This is a genomic window from Sulfurivermis sp., assembly GCF_059410345.1.
Map to the genome: position 1 here is coordinate 213,609 of NZ_JBLJDO010000003.1, position 14,156 is coordinate 227,764.

The window sequence follows — 14,156 nt, forward strand, 5'->3', positions numbered from 1 at the left end:
ACGTGTCGCCATGATTTCCTTCCACTACCTTTTCCGCCTGTGCCCCCTCCTGCTGCTGACAGGACTGCTCCTGCTGGCCGGCTGCAGCACCACGCCGGAGGTGCTGCGCGGCACCGCGCAGCAGGAACCAGACCCGGCGCAGGTGCGTGCGGCGCCGGGGCGCCATATCGGCGCCACCGTGCGCTGGGGCGGCATCATCGCCGCCGTGGACAACGGCCCGACCGAGAGCGTGATTCAGATCGTGGCCCGGCCGCTGTCGAGATCCGGCCGCCCCCTGGAAACCGATGCCTCGGCGGGGCGTTTTCTGCTGCGTATCGACGGCTTCGTCGATCCTGTGGTGTATGCCAACGGACGCGAACTCACCGCCGTCGGCCACATCACCGGGGTAGAGCAACGCAATATCGGCGCCTATCCCTACAGTTACCCCGTGCTCCACGCCAGCAGCCATCATCTGTGGGCGCTGCGCCCGCCGCCGGCACCCGAGCCGTTCTACTATCCGCCCTATCCCTATCATCGGCCGTGGTACCCCTACGGCCCCTATCCCTACTGGCCCTAGAACATGCCCCTGCTCCGCCTTGCCCCGCTCCTAGCCGCTCTTGCGCTCCTCAACGCTTGCGCCAGTGGCCCGCGTTACGACACCCGCGCCGTCGATACCAGCCTTACCGCCGCCAAGGTCGCGGCGGTGCCCGGCACACATACCGGCGTCCCGGTGGTGTGGGGCGGCGTCATCGTCGCCACCCGCAACCAGCCCGACTACACGGAGCTGGAAATCCTCTCCTATCCGCTCGACGGTGCGCAGCGCCCGGATCCCCGTCGCGCCGAACAGGGCCGTTTTCTCGCCCGCTACGCCGGCTACCTCGAAGGCGTCGACTACGCGCCCGGCCGCAGCGTCACCATCAACGGCGCAGTGGAAACCACCCTCCCCGGCAAGGTGGGCGACGCCGCCTATACCTTCCCGCTGCTTCAGGCCAAGGACGTGTACCTCTGGCCGCGCGACAGCGCAGCACCCAGTTCACCGCAATTTCAGTTCGGCATCGGCGTGATCTTCGGTCGTTAGGGAGCGCTGTGCCGCCATCTTCCAACGTCCATAACTCGTTGGAAAATGAAGCGAATCGAAAATCACACTGTTCGATGCGCGCGGACTGAGAAGTCCAGGATGGACTTATTCAGACCTTCCCTAGAAAAGCTGCGCCGCAGCCAATTTACGTATAATCCCCCGCATACCCATCTCAATACGCGCGGCGCATGACCACACTCGGCGTGGTAATGGACCCCATCGGGTCCATCCAGTACAAGAAGGACTCCACCCTGGCGATGCTGCTGGCGGCGCAGGCGCGTGGCTGGCAGCTGCGCTACTTCGAGCCGGCGGATCTGTTCCTGCGCGACGGCACCGCCTACGGCCGCAGCCGGCCGCTGCGGGTGTTGGCCGATCCGCAAGGCTGGTTCGAGCTGGGCGATGCCGCCGACATTCCGCTAGGCGAGCTGGATGTGATCCTGATGCGCAAGGATCCGCCCTTCGACATGGAGTACATCTACGCCACCTATCTGCTGGAACTGGCGGAGACGGCGGGGGCGCTGGTGGTGAACAAGGCGCAGAGCCTGCGCGACGCCAATGAGAAGCTGTTCGCCGCCTGGTTCCCGCAGTGCACGCCGCCGACCCTGGTGACGCGCGACATGGCACGGCTGCGCGCCTTTCTGGCCGAGCAGGGCGAGGTGGTGCTGAAGCCGCTGGGCGGCATGGGCGGCGCGTCGATCTTCGTCACCCGCCAGGGCGATCCCAATGCCTCGGTGATCATCGAGACCCTCACCGATCACGGTCAGCGCTACACCATGGCGCAGCGCTACCTGCCCGAGATCGCCCAGGGCGACAAACGCATCCTGCTCATCGACGGCGAGCCGGTACCCTACGCCCTGGCGCGCATCCCGGCCGCGGGCGAGCTGCGCGGCAACCTGGCCGCCGGCGGCAGCGGCGTAGGCGTGCCGCTGTCGGAGCGCGACCGCTGGATCTGCGCCCAGGTAGCGCCGCGGCTGCGCGAGAAGGGTCTGCTGTTCGTCGGCCTCGATGTCATCGGCGATTACCTCACCGAGATCAACGTCACCAGTCCCACCTGCATCCGCGAGCTGGACGCCCAGTTCGGCCTGGATATCGCCGGGCAACTGATGGACGCCATTGCGGTCAAACTGGTCGTACGGGAGTAAGCGCCTTCAAACCATGTTCAAGCCTAGATTCGTCTTTTTGCTGCCACTCGTTGTGCTCCTCATGGCCTGTCAGGGCGAACCGCCCATGCAGCGCAAGACCTTCACCGCCTATGGCAGCCCGGTGACGCTCAGCGTCCAGGGCATGGCCGCCGAGGCGGCCCAGCGCGCCCTAGACGAGGCGGCCACCGATCTGCTGTATGTGGAGGAGGGCAACGACCCGGCGGTGCCGGGGCCGATGGCGCGCACCAATCAACTGCTGGCGACGACGGCAGCGTTCTCCGCCGTGCCTTCGCTGTTGCCGCAGATCCGGCAGGCGCAGGCGCTGTCGGCGCGCAGCGGCGGGCTGTTCAATCCAGCCCTGGGCGGGCTGCTCGAGTTGTGGGGCTTCTATAACGACCCGAAGGGGCCGCCGCCCGCAACCGAGGCCGTCACCGCCCTGCTGGCGCAGCAACCGGCCATGAGCGACATCATCATCGACGGCATCAGCATGCGCAGCGGCAATCCCGCCGTGCGCCTCGATCTGGGCGACTTCGGCCGCGGCTATGCCCTGGATACGGCGCTGGCGCGCCTGCGCGAGGCCGGCGCGCAGGCCGGCAGCCTGACCACGCCGGGCGCCGCGGCGCGTATCGGCGCCGGCACCGAGCTGGTGCTGGTGCTCACCGGCAGCGACGGCCGCACGCCCCTGGCCCGCGTTGCCCTGCAGGCCGACGAGGTGGCCTATACCGTCACGCCGCTGCGGCACAGCTACCTCCACGACGGCCGCCTGTATCACCCGCTGCTCGATCCGGCCACCGGCGAGCCGGCACGCGCGACCTTTGCCGTCACCGTGTTTCACAGCAACCTGGCCGAGGCGGCGGCCGCCGCCCATGCCCTGTTTGTCGCCGGACCGGCGCGCTGGACCGCCACCGCCCGCAGCCTCGGTATCTCACGGGCCCTGCTGGTGGATGCGGAAGATGGGGTGCGCGTCACCCCGGCGCTGGCACCGCGCGTCGCCATGAACGACGGCCCGCTGCAGGCCATCGTCGATCCGTTATAATCGCCCGCGCATGAGCACCCTCGCGTCCACTCCGCCCATCCCGCGCATCGGCTCCGCCGACCGCCTTGGCCTGACGCTGTTTCTCGCCGTCGCCTTTCACGCCATCGTCATCCTCGGCATCAGCTTCGTGCCCAACGACAAAAAATCCAGCGAGCTGCCGCGCAGCCTGGAAGTGATCCTGGTGCACAGCAAGAGCGACGAAAAGCCGGACCAGGCCGATTACCTGGCCCAGGTGACGCAGCAGGGCGGCGGCAACGTGAAGGAGAAGGTGCGCCCGAGCAGCCCGTTCACCAACACCGCCGCGCGCAGCGAGCAGGGCAACGCGCCGCAGACCAGTCCGATGACGGCCCCGCCGCCGCAACTGACGCCGGACCCGCGCAACGTGATGACCGCCGACCGCGCCCGCCTCAAGACCCAGGTCACGCCCGGGGAAAAACGCCCCGATGTACCCGACGCGCTCACCGCCGCCGAACTGATCCCGCCCAGCCAGGAGATCGCCCGCCTGGCGGCCGAGATCAACCAGCGGGTGCAGACCTACGCCGCCGAACCGCGCCACAAGTACATCACCGCCAGCACGCGCGAATACCTGCCCGCCGCCTATGAAAGCGCCTGGCGCATGAAGGTGGAGCGCATCGGCAATCTCAACTATCCCGACGAGGCGCGCCGCGCCAACCTGTCCGGTGACCTGCTGCTGGATGTGGCCATCAATCACGACGGCAGCCTGCACAGCGTCAAGGTAGTGCGCTCCTCTGGCCACCGTGTGCTGGACGAAGGTGCCGTGCGCATCGTGCAAATGGCCGCACCCTACGCCCCGCTGCCCGAGGCGCTGCGCAAGGACATCGACGTGCTGCACATCATCCGCACCTGGCAATTCCAGGGCGACAGCCGGCTGGAGATGCGCTGATCCACCCTTGCGGGTGGGGCGCGCCTTCCCGATACTAGCGCCATGACCGACACCACCTCCCTGCGCAACCACTTCCTCATCGCCATGCCGCAACTGGCCGATCCCAACTTCAGCCATACGGTGACCTATATCTGCGAGCACAACGCGGAAGGGGCGCTGGGCATCGTCATCAACCGGCCGATGGAGATCACCCTGGGCAACGTGCTGGAGCACATGCAGATCCAACCCGGCGAGCATGTCGATACCGATGCCTTTATCTACAGCGGCGGCCCGGTACAGCCGGAGCGCGGCTTCGTGCTGCACCGTCCGGTGGGCGCCTGGACCTCCAGCCTGCCGGTGACCGACGACATCGCCCTCACCACCTCGCGCGACATCATGACCGCCATCGGTCATGGCGAAGGCCCGCAGGATTACCTGCTCGCCCTGGGCTACGCCGGCTGGGGCGCCGGCCAACTGGAACAGGAGATCGCGCAAAACGCCTGGCTGTCCGGCCCAGCCGACCCGGCGATCCTGTTCGACCTGCCGGTGGAGGAGCGCTGGGGCGCCGCCGCCGCGCTGATCGGCGTCGACCTCACCCTACTGTCCAGCGAGGCCGGGCATGCTTGAAAAACAACGCAGCAATCCGCGAATGAACGCAAATAGACGCAAATAATGCAAAAGTCTTATTCATGCGCCCACGGTCTGCGGACATGGATGTAATCAACCAGGACATTCGCGTTTATTCGCGCTCAGTTGCCGACTGTTTCTTTTCCCGCCGGTCACCCCATGACTGACACGGTCCTGCTCGGTTTCGACTACGGCACCAGGCGCATCGGCGTCGCCGTCGGTCAAACTCTCACCGGCGCCGCCCGCCCCCTCACCATCGTCCGCGCCCGCGACGGCAAGCCCGACTGGGAGGCAATCAGCCGGCTGATTGCCGAGTGGCAGCCGACGGCGCTGGTGGTGGGCCTGCCGGTACACATGGACGGCACCGAGCATGAGCGCACTGCCCGTGCGCGACGCTTTGGGAATCAGCTGGCGGGCAGGTACAATCTCCCCGTCCATCGCGTCGACGAACGCCTCACTTCCTACGCGGCGGAACTGGAGCTGCGCGCGCAGGGCAAGGGCGGCGAGGCACTGGACGCCGTCGCCGCACAACTGATCCTGCAAAGCTGGCTGGACGCCCAGGCCGAAGAGAGTCGCACATGATTACGCAACCCGATATCGAACAAACCCTGCAGGCGATGGCCGCGCGCCTGCGCGACACCCTGGCCACCCGCGGCATCGGCGATCCCTGCATGGTCGGCATTCACACCGGCGGTGTCTGGGTGGCCAAACGACTGCACACGCTGCTCGGTCTCGGCGAACCGCTCGGCACCCTGGACATCAGCTTCTACCGCGACGACTTCTCGCGTATCGGCGTGCATCCGCAGGTGAAGCCGTCCAATCTGCCCTTCGACATTGAAGGCCGCCATATCATCCTGGTGGACGACGTGCTCTACACCGGCCGCACCATCCGCGCCGCGCTGAACGAAATCTTCGACTACGGCCGCCCCGCCTCGGTGATGCTGGCCGTGCTGGTGGAACGCGGTGGCCGCGAACTGCCGATCCAGGCCGACGTGACCGGTCTGCAAATGGATTTGGAAGCCGACCAGCAGGTAAAGCTGAGCGGACCGGACCACCTCGCCCTGACGATACAAAGCCATGCCGAATAACATTCAGCTCGACGCCAACGGCAACCTGCGCCACTTCCTCACCGTCGAAGGACTGAAGCGCCAGACGCTGACCGATATCCTCGACCTGGCCGAATCCTTCGCCACGGTGGACGCACAGAGCGTGAAGAAGGTGCCGCTGCTGCGCGGCAAGACCATCGCCAACCTGTTCTTCGAGTCGAGCACGCGCACCCGCACCACCTTCGAACTGGCGGCCAAACGCCTGTCCGCCGACGTGCTCAACATAAATATCCAGACCTCGGCCACCACCAAGGGCGAGAGCCTGCTCGACATGCTGCACAACCTGGAGGCGATGCACTGCGACATGTTCGTGGTGCGCCACGCCGACTCCGGTGCCGCCCACTTCATTGCGCGCCATGTGGCGCCGCACGTGTCGGTGGTCAACGCCGGCGACGGCCGCCACGCCCACCCCACCCAAGGCATGCTGGACATGTTCACCATCCGCCGCCACAAGGGGGCGGATTTCGGCAAGCTGCGCGTGGCCATCGTCGGCGACATCATGCACTCGCGCGTGGCGCGCTCACAGATCCACGCCCTCAACATCCTCGGCGTCGGCGAACTGCGCGTCATCGCCCCCAAGACCCTGGTGCCGCCCGAGGCCGGCGCGCTCGGCGTGCATGTCTTTCACGACATGGCGCGCGGCCTCAAGGACGTGGACGTGGTGATCATGCTGCGCCTGCAGCGCGAACGCATGCAGGGCGCGCTGATCCCGAGCGGCAGCGAGTTCTTCCAGCTCTACGGCCTCGACGCCGACATGCTGGCCCACGCCAAACCCGATGCCATCGTCATGCACCCCGGCCCCATCAACCGCGGCATCGAGATCGATTCGGCAGTGGCAGACGGCGAACAGTCGGTGATCCTGGAGCAGGTGAGCAACGGCATCGCCGTGCGCATGGCGGTGATGTCCATGTGCCTGGGCCGGGCGCCGGAAGCGGCAGGGGAAGGGAGCTGAACATGCATACGGTCATCCGCAACGGCCGCGTCATCGATCCGGCCAACCGCCGCGACGAAACCGCCGATATCTACATCGCCGCCGGTCGCATCGCCGCCATCGGCGCCGCCCCGGCCGGCTTCAGCGTGCAGAAGGAAATCGATGCGCGCGGCAAGTGGGTATTGCCCGGCCTGGTCGACCTGCGCGCGCATCTGCGCGAGCCGGGCCAGAAGCACAAGGGCAGCATCGCCAGTGAGACGCGCGCCGCCGCCGCCGGCGGCATCACCACCCTGTGCTGCGCACCGGATACCAGCCCGGTGATCGACACCGTGGCGGTGGTGGAGCTGATCCGCCGCCGCGCCAGCGAGGCCGGCATGGCCCATGTGCTGCCGCTGGCCGCCCTCACCCCGGGCCTGGCCGGCGAACAGATCAGCGAGATGCACGCCCTGCAACAGGCCGGCTGCGTCGCCGTCAGCAATGGCAAGACGCCGATAACCAACACCCTGGTGCTGCGCCGCGCCATGGAATACGCCGCCGGCCTCGACATCCCGGTGCTGCTGTACTCCGAAGACCCCTGGCTGGGTGCCAGCGGCTGCGTGCACGAAGGCGTGGTGTCCACCCGCCTCGGGCTGCCTGGCATCCCCGCCTGCGCCGAGGTGATCGCCGTGGGCCGCGACCTGCTGCTCATCGAACAGACCGGCGTGCGCGCCCACTTCAGCCAGCTCTCCTCCGCCCGCGCGGTGGAACTGGTGGCAGCGGCACAGCAGCGCGGTGTGCCGGTCAGCGCCGACGTCAGCGCCCACCAGCTCTATCTCACCGAGCTGGATGTCGGTCAGTTCAACAGCCTGTGCCATGTGCGCCCGCCGCTGCGCAGCCAGCGCGACCGCGACGGCCTGCGCGCCGCGCTGGCCGAGGGCGTGATCAGCGCGATCTGCTCCGACCACCAGCCCCACGACACCGACGCCAAGCTGGCGCCCTTCCCCGCCACCGAACCGGGCATCTCCGCGCTGGAGACCCTGCTGCCGCTGACCCTGCGTCTGGTGGAAGAGAATGTACTGTCGCTGCACGAGGCCATCGGCCGCATCACCTGGCAGCCGGCCAGCATCCTCGGCCAGAGCGCCGGCACCCTCAGCCTCGGCACCCGCGCCGACATCTGCATCGTCGATCCGGAGCGCTACTGGACGGTGAGCGAAAAGAGCCTGGTCAGCCGCGGCAAGAACACGCCGTTCCTGGGCTGGGAGCTGAAGGGCAAGGTCAGCCACACCCTGCTCGACGGCAAGCTGGTGTACGAGAACCACTAACCATACGATGGGCACGCTTTGCTTTGCCCATCCTACATTTACGGCTCATCATGACCAACAAACCGCATCGCAACACCGTCTACCTCGAAGACGCCGAGATCCTGAGCCACGAGCACTGCGCCGGTGACCAGCACATCCTGCGCGTGAAGGCGCCGCAAATCGCGGCGCACGCCCGCGCCGGCAGCTTTGCGCACATCACCGTCGATCCGCAGCGGCCGCTGCGCCGGCCCATCTCCATCATGCGCGTGAACAAACACAGCGGCGAGGTGGACTTCCTCTACAAGGTATTCGGCGAGGGCACCACGCTGCTGGCGAAACGCACGGCGGGCGAAAAGCTGAGCATCCTCGGCCCCATCGGCACGCCGTTCACGCTGCACATGGACCGGCCGCGCCCGCTGCTCATCGGCGGCGGCGTCGGCATTCCGCCGATGGTGTTCGTCGCCGCGGAGACGCTGGCGGTGAAGGGGGCGTATCAGCCGTTCGTGATCATGGGCTCCGAGGTGCCGTTCCCGTTCAAGCCACAGCCGTCGAAGATCATGGTGCCGGGCATGAGCGCGGAGGTGATCGCCGCCATGCCGCTGCTGGAGGACTGGGGCGTTCCGTCGCGCCTGGCCAGCCGCCAGGGCTTTGCCGGCTGCCACGACGGTTTCGTCACCGACGTGGCGCGCAACTATCTGGAGGCCCTCACGCCGGAACAGCGCAAGGAGGTGGAGGTGTTCGCCTGCGGACCGCACCCGATGCTGGAGGCGGTGGCGAAACTGGCGCGCGAATACCATCTTCCCTGCCAGGTGTCGATGGAGGAATTCATGGCCTGCGGCATCGGCGGCTGCGCCGGCTGCACCATCGAGGTCCAGACCGACACCGGCCCGGCCATGAAGCGGGTCTGCGTCGACGGCCCGGTGTTCGACGCCCGGGTGGTCTTCGCCGACTGAGCCGCGGCGCTGCCGCGTGAGAGGGAACTGACGCGATGCTGTTGTTGATGCCCTTCGATCGCCGCGTGGACTGGAAGCGTCCGCCGCTCATCACCCTCGCCCTGATCCTGCTCAACAGCCTGATCTTCTTCCTGCTGCAAGGCGGCGACGACGACAAACTGGACGCCGCCTACCAGTACTACCAGGAAAGCCGCCTGGCCGACGTGGAGTTCCCGCTCTACAGCGCCTACCTGCGCCAGCACGACCGCCTCGCCGAGCTGCACGAATTCGATGAGCAGTACGAGCTGGTCGACGGCAAGATCATCTACGCCCATCCCTGGGTACCGCTGACGCTGGAATACGATCACGGTTTTCTCTCCGCGCTGGAGAGCGGTCGCCTCATCGGCGCGGATGATCCACGCCACACTACATGGCTTGAACAACGCGGCGAGTTTCGTCGCCTGCTGGAAACGGCCTTCATCCACCGCTACGCCCTGCGCCCGGCGCAGGCCAGTGCCGTCACCGTGGTCAGCCACATGTTCCTGCACGGCGATCTGTGGCACCTGCTCGGCAACATGGTGTTCCTGTTCATCGTCGGCTTCGTGGTGGAGACCATCCTCGGCCGGCGCTGGTATCTGGGCCTGTATCTGGTGGCCGGCCTGTGCGCCGCCGCCCTCGACATCGCCCTGCGTCCCGACGATCTCAACTATCACATCGGCGCCTCCGGCGCCGTCTCCGGCATCATGGGCGCCTACGCGGTGCTGTTCGGCCTGCGCAAGATCGCCTTCTTCTACAACGTGCTGTTCTGGTTCGATCGCATCACCGCGCCGGCCATCATCATGCTGCCGCTGTGGCTGGCCAACGAGATGTTGCAGCTGCTGCTCAACAGCCACAGCAACGTCAACTACCTGGCCCACATCGGCGGCCTCATCGGCGGCGCCCTGTTCACCTGGGCGGCAAAACACTACGACCGCCAGATCGACATCGCCTACATCGACGCGCCGCAAAAAGAGGCGGCGCGGCGCGGGCTGCTGGCGCAGGCGCTGCGCCTGCTGGCCGAACTCAAGCCACAGCAGGCCAAACCGATCCTCGCCAAGCTATTGCGCGAGTCGCCGGATGACATCGAGTTGCTCACCCACCTCTACCATGCCAGCCGCTTTCAGCCCGACAGCGACGACTACCACCGCTACGCGCGCCAGTTGTTGACGCTGCCGGCCACGCCGATGAGCGAGCGGCTGCGCCTGTTCGACGAATACAGCCGCATGGCGCAACCGGGACCGCGCTTCGATACCAGCGAGGCCCTGGCCCTGGCACGCCGCTTCCTGGCCGGCGGCCGCATCAAACCGGCGGAACAACTGGTACTCGGCGTGCTGCGCCGCGACCGCCAGCACGCCGAGCTGCCTGCCCTGCTCCTGCTGCTCGCCCGCCAGGGCGAAAAGGAACGTGCCGGCGCCTACCTGCGCACCCTCGTCACCCACTTCCCGACGGCCGACGAGGCACGCATCGCCCGCGGCTTGCTGGAACTGGGGTAATTGCCAATTTTAATGGGCTAACACCTGACGTGCGTCTTTCTTAATACTTGACCAATGTTGTTGCCATCCATCCTGCGGGGAAATAATGGGGTCAAGTCTTGCCTTTTGCCTGTCTTCTGCTGGATGCCGTTCAAAAACTCAGGCACATAGAGGTGCGCGGGATGTTTGATGTCAACAAGTGCCGCAGCTACGACCTGCTCGGCAACCTCACCGCCCTCATCGACCCGCAGACCCACCTCACACTGACCTACGATGCCTTAAGCCGTCTCACTGCCGCCAACGACCCCGACTACACCCAAAGCTGGAGCTACGACCGCAACGGCAACCGCCTGAGCCAATGGCACAGCGGCGAGCTCACCGATTACGCCATCGACCCGGCCAGCAACCGCCTGCTCCAGGCCGGCAGCCGCGCCTACCAATACGACGCCAACGGCAACCTCATCAATGACGGTAAACACAGCTACCACTACGATGCCAGGAACCGCCTCACCGCCGTCGACAACGGCCAAACCGCCCGCTACACCCACAATGCCCTGGGCCAGCGCATCCACAAGACCGCCCTGCACACGGGCGGCAGTGGCAGCGGCCCCGACTACCTCGCCCTGGCCCAGCAGGCCGAAGCCGAGGCCCAGGCCAGCGCACGCCAACAGAACGCCGATGCCCTGAGCCAACAGGCGCAGGCCAAAACCGAAGAAGCCGCACAGCTGCAACAACAGGCTGACAACCTGAGCCAACAGGCCGAGGCCAAACAACAGGAAGCCCAGCAACTCCGGGCAGAAGCCAACGACCACCTGCAACAGGCCAACCAGCTCGAACAACAGGCCGCCGAATGCCGCGCCCTGGCCGAGCAAAGCGGCACCGCCCCCACCACCTCGCAGACCACCGTCTTCATCTACGACGAACATGGGCAACTCATCGGTGAATACGACGAAGCCGGCAATGCGAGGCAGGAAACCGTGTGGCTGGGGAATCTGCCGGTGGCCACGGTACAGAACGGCCACACCTATGCGGTGCATGCCAACCACCTCGGCACGCCGCGGGTCATCACCAACAGCAGCTACACCGAAGTGTGGCGCTGGGACAGCGACCCGTTTGGAACGACGGCGGCGAATGAAGACCCGGACAATGACGGCAACACGTTTACCTACAACCTGAGATTCCCGGGACAGGTGTACGATGCCGAGACCGGGCTGCATTACAACTACTTCCGAACATACGATCCCGCCACCGGCCGCTACATCGAATCCGATCCGATTGGGCTTGAGGGTGGTCTGAATACCTACGCCTATGTAGGCTCGAATCCGCTGCTATATATCGATCCTCTTGGTTTGAAAGGAGGATGTCCGGCCAATATGTATCCCGGCCCCGGAAACATTTGCATTCCGAATCCTGACGACAACTACAGGGAACACGGGGTCAGGTCTTGCCTTTTGCCTTTTCTCGAGGGGAACACGGGGTCAGGTCTTGCCTTTTGCCTTTTCTCTGCTAGGGTTGCTTTATGGCCCAACCACTGCGACTTGAGTTCCATGGTACGCTCTACCACGTCACCTCTCGTGGCGATGGGCAGGAAGACATCTATCTGGACGATGATGACCGCGCTACCAGTCTAGCCGTCCTGGGAGAGGTGGTGAAGAGGGAAATAATGGGGTCAGGGAAATAATGGGGTCAAGTCTTGCCTTTTGCCTGTCTTCTGCTGGATGCCGTTCAAAAACTGGAAATAATGGGGTCAAGTCTTGCCTTTTGCCTGTCTTCTGCTGGATGCCGTTCAAAAACTCAGGCACATAGAGGTGCGCGGGATGTTTGATGTCAACAAGTGCCGCAGCTACGACCTGCTCGGCAACCTCACCGCCCTCATCGACCCGCAGACCCACCTCACACTGACCTACGATGCCTTAAGCCGTCTCACTGCCGCCAACGACCCCGACTACACCCAAAGCTGGAGCTACGACCGCAACGGCAACCGCCTGAGCCAATGGCACAGCGGCGAGCTCACCGATTACGCCATCGACCCGGCCAGCAACCGCCTGCTCCAGGCCGGCAGCCGCGCCTACCAATACGACGCCAACGGCAACCTCATCAATGACGGTAAACACAGCTACCACTACGATGCCAGGAACCGCCTCACCGCCGTCGACAACGGCCAAACCGCCCGCTACACCCACAATGCCCTGGGCCAGCGCATCCACAAGACCGCCCTGCACACGGGCGGCAGTGGCAGCGGCCCCGACTACCTCGCCCTGGCCCAGCAGGCCGAAGCCGAGGCCCAGGCCAGCGCACGCCAACAGAACGCCGATGCCCTGAGCCAACAGGCGCAGGCCAAAACCGAAGAAGCCGCACAGCTGCAACAACAGGCTGACAACCTGAGCCAACAGGCCGAGGCCAAACAACAGGAAGCCCAGCAACTCCGGGCAGAAGCCAACGACCACCTGCAACAGGCCAACCAGCTCGAACAACAGGCCGCCGAATGCCGCGCCCTGGCCGAGCAAAGCGGCACCGCCCCCACCACCTCGCAGACCACCGTCTTCATCTACGACGAACATGGGCAACTCATCGGTGAATACGACGAAGCCGGCAATGCGAGGCAGGAAACCGTGTGGCTGGGGAATCTGCCGGTGGCCACGGTACAGAACGGCCACACCTATGCGGTGCATGCCAACCACCTCGGCACGCCGCGGGTCATCACCAACAGCAGCTACACCGAAGTGTGGCGCTGGGACAGCGACCCGTTTGGAACGACGGCGGCGAATGAAGACCCGGACAATGACGGCAACACGTTTACCTACAACCTGAGATTCCCGGGACAGGTGTACGATGCCGAGACCGGGCTGCATTACAACTACTTCCGAACATACGATCCCGCCACCGGCCGCTACATCGAATCCGATCCGATTGGGCTTGAGGGTGGTCTGAATACCTACGCCTATGTAGGCTCGAATCCGCTGCTATATATCGATCCTCTTGGTTTGAAAGGAGGATGTCCGGCCAATATGTATCCCGGCCCCGGAAACATTTGCATTCCGAATCCTGACGACAACTACAAGAACGAATGCGTGACGGCGGAGTGCGCGGCTGGGTTGCCACCGGCGAACACAATGTCGAAGGAGGACAGCTGCTATATCACTTGTTCTGCAACAGCAGGCTCGACGTGTGCAGTCACGCTTAGAGGCGGGATCAATCCATATTCTGCTGCAGCGTATGTTGCATGTCGGGCCGCAGTTGCCTCTACCTGCAGGGAAGAATGCAACAAGGCATATTGCGAGACAAAGTAATGAATATCCGATATTTGCGCTGCCCGAATTGCGATAAGTACGTTGGTTTGAGTGCAGTGAAAAGTGAGTTCTTGTGCCCTCATTGCCGCACAAAACTTAAATCAAACATCATTTTTGCAATCATTTTCATGGTGGTTGGATGGAGCGTGTTCGTGCCATTTGTTACTAATGCCATCGCGCCGTATTTGTGTGGGCATGGAGGCGTTTGTTATGGGGTGATTGAGGGATTGCTTGGTGCACTCGCATTCGTGTTCGTCGGACTGCTTCTTCTGCGGATTAGAAAGCATGATGAGCCAACCGACGAACAGTCTCCATAGGATATGGCGTAACGGAGCCACCGCCGCCCCCGGGCGCGGTGCCA

General features: G+C 64.9%; 15 protein-coding genes. 14 read left to right on the forward strand and 1 reads right to left on the reverse strand.

All coding sequences use genetic code 11. From position 1 onward, the window contains the following. Positions 1-10: 10 nt before the first annotated feature. From ACMV8A_RS04390 to ACMV8A_RS04455, 14 genes are all read left to right on the forward strand, one after another. Positions 11-556: a Slp family lipoprotein gene (locus ACMV8A_RS04390; protein WP_495324530.1), complete on the forward strand. Its 546-nt coding sequence runs from the start codon at positions 11-13 to the stop codon at positions 554-556. 3 nt (positions 557-559) lie between these two features. Beyond that, the gene (locus tag ACMV8A_RS04395; protein WP_495324531.1) at positions 560-1,057 is read left to right on the forward strand and encodes a Slp family lipoprotein; all 498 of its coding nucleotides are present in this window, start codon (positions 560-562) and stop codon (positions 1,055-1,057) included. Between the two features lie 188 nt (positions 1,058-1,245). Continuing rightward, positions 1,246-2,199: a glutathione synthase gene (gene gshB, locus ACMV8A_RS04400; protein ID WP_495324532.1), complete on the forward strand. Its 954-nt coding sequence runs from the start codon at positions 1,246-1,248 to the stop codon at positions 2,197-2,199. 85 nt (positions 2,200-2,284) lie between these two features. Continuing rightward, a complete protein-coding gene (locus tag ACMV8A_RS04405) occupies positions 2,285-3,235 on the forward strand; it encodes an FAD:protein FMN transferase (RefSeq protein WP_495324533.1) in 951 nt (316 codons plus the stop codon). A 10-nt stretch (positions 3,236-3,245) separates the two neighbouring features. After that, entirely contained in the window at positions 3,246-4,139 is an 894-nt protein-coding gene (locus ACMV8A_RS04410; RefSeq protein WP_495324534.1) for an energy transducer TonB, read from the forward strand. Between the two features lie 42 nt (positions 4,140-4,181). Beyond that, positions 4,182-4,745 carry a YqgE/AlgH family protein gene (locus ACMV8A_RS04415; RefSeq protein ID WP_495324535.1) on the forward strand — a complete coding sequence of 188 codons (564 nt, stop codon included), beginning with the start codon at positions 4,182-4,184 and terminating at the stop codon, positions 4,743-4,745. A 159-nt stretch (positions 4,746-4,904) separates the two neighbouring features. Beyond that, positions 4,905-5,327, forward strand: coding sequence for a Holliday junction resolvase RuvX (gene ruvX, locus ACMV8A_RS04420; protein ID WP_495324536.1), 423 nt, complete (start codon positions 4,905-4,907; stop codon positions 5,325-5,327). Beyond that, positions 5,324-5,833, forward strand: a complete 510-nt coding sequence (gene pyrR / locus ACMV8A_RS04425; RefSeq protein WP_495324537.1) for a bifunctional pyr operon transcriptional regulator/uracil phosphoribosyltransferase PyrR — start codon at positions 5,324-5,326, stop codon at positions 5,831-5,833. Before ruvX ends, pyrR begins: the two co-directional genes overlap by 4 nt. Then, positions 5,823-6,803, forward strand: coding sequence for an aspartate carbamoyltransferase catalytic subunit (locus ACMV8A_RS04430; protein WP_495324538.1), 981 nt, complete (start codon positions 5,823-5,825; stop codon positions 6,801-6,803). Before pyrR ends, ACMV8A_RS04430 begins: the two co-directional genes overlap by 11 nt. 2 nt (positions 6,804-6,805) lie before the next feature. Beyond that, a complete protein-coding gene (locus tag ACMV8A_RS04435) occupies positions 6,806-8,083 on the forward strand; it encodes a dihydroorotase (RefSeq protein WP_495324539.1) in 1,278 nt (425 codons plus the stop codon). 50 nt (positions 8,084-8,133) lie between these two features. Beyond that, positions 8,134-9,015 carry a dihydroorotate dehydrogenase electron transfer subunit gene (locus ACMV8A_RS04440; protein ID WP_495324540.1) on the forward strand — a complete coding sequence of 294 codons (882 nt, stop codon included), beginning with the start codon at positions 8,134-8,136 and terminating at the stop codon, positions 9,013-9,015. A gap of 35 nt (positions 9,016-9,050) precedes the next feature. Further along, positions 9,051-10,526 carry a rhomboid family intramembrane serine protease gene (locus ACMV8A_RS04445; protein ID WP_495324541.1) on the forward strand — a complete coding sequence of 492 codons (1,476 nt, stop codon included), beginning with the start codon at positions 9,051-9,053 and terminating at the stop codon, positions 10,524-10,526. A gap of 161 nt (positions 10,527-10,687) precedes the next feature. Continuing rightward, on the forward strand, positions 10,688-12,136 hold the full coding sequence (locus ACMV8A_RS04450; protein ID WP_495324542.1) for an RHS repeat-associated core domain-containing protein: 1,449 nt from the start codon (positions 10,688-10,690) through the stop codon (positions 12,134-12,136). Positions 12,137-12,322: 186 nt separating this feature from the next. After that, the gene (locus tag ACMV8A_RS04455; RefSeq protein ID WP_495324543.1) at positions 12,323-13,795 is read left to right on the forward strand and encodes an RHS repeat-associated core domain-containing protein; all 1,473 of its coding nucleotides are present in this window, start codon (positions 12,323-12,325) and stop codon (positions 13,793-13,795) included. A 101-nt stretch (positions 13,796-13,896) separates the two neighbouring features. Here the strand turns inward: ACMV8A_RS04455 and ACMV8A_RS04460 are convergent. Further along, positions 13,897-14,156 (reverse strand): hypothetical protein (locus tag ACMV8A_RS04460; protein WP_495324544.1); only part of this gene is annotated, 260 nt, incomplete at its 5' end.

Coding starts and splice junctions, on each gene's coding strand:
- ACMV8A_RS04390 (WP_495324530.1), top strand. CDS start 11: ATGATTTCCTTCCACTACCTTTTCCGCCTGTGCCCCCTCCTGCTGCTG.
- ACMV8A_RS04395 (WP_495324531.1), top strand. CDS start 560: ATGCCCCTGCTCCGCCTTGCCCCGCTCCTAGCCGCTCTTGCGCTCCTC.
- gshB (WP_495324532.1), top strand. CDS start 1,246: ATGACCACACTCGGCGTGGTAATGGACCCCATCGGGTCCATCCAGTAC.
- ACMV8A_RS04405 (WP_495324533.1), top strand. CDS start 2,285: ATGCAGCGCAAGACCTTCACCGCCTATGGCAGCCCGGTGACGCTCAGC.
- ACMV8A_RS04410 (WP_495324534.1), top strand. CDS start 3,246: ATGAGCACCCTCGCGTCCACTCCGCCCATCCCGCGCATCGGCTCCGCC.
- ACMV8A_RS04415 (WP_495324535.1), top strand. CDS start 4,182: ATGACCGACACCACCTCCCTGCGCAACCACTTCCTCATCGCCATGCCG.
- ruvX (WP_495324536.1), top strand. CDS start 4,905: ATGACTGACACGGTCCTGCTCGGTTTCGACTACGGCACCAGGCGCATC.
- pyrR (WP_495324537.1), top strand. CDS start 5,324: ATGATTACGCAACCCGATATCGAACAAACCCTGCAGGCGATGGCCGCG.
- ACMV8A_RS04430 (WP_495324538.1), top strand. CDS start 5,823: ATGCCGAATAACATTCAGCTCGACGCCAACGGCAACCTGCGCCACTTC.
- ACMV8A_RS04435 (WP_495324539.1), top strand. CDS start 6,806: ATGCATACGGTCATCCGCAACGGCCGCGTCATCGATCCGGCCAACCGC.
- ACMV8A_RS04440 (WP_495324540.1), top strand. CDS start 8,134: ATGACCAACAAACCGCATCGCAACACCGTCTACCTCGAAGACGCCGAG.
- ACMV8A_RS04445 (WP_495324541.1), top strand. CDS start 9,051: ATGCTGTTGTTGATGCCCTTCGATCGCCGCGTGGACTGGAAGCGTCCG.
- ACMV8A_RS04450 (WP_495324542.1), top strand. CDS start 10,688: ATGTTTGATGTCAACAAGTGCCGCAGCTACGACCTGCTCGGCAACCTC.
- ACMV8A_RS04455 (WP_495324543.1), top strand. CDS start 12,323: ATGTTTGATGTCAACAAGTGCCGCAGCTACGACCTGCTCGGCAACCTC.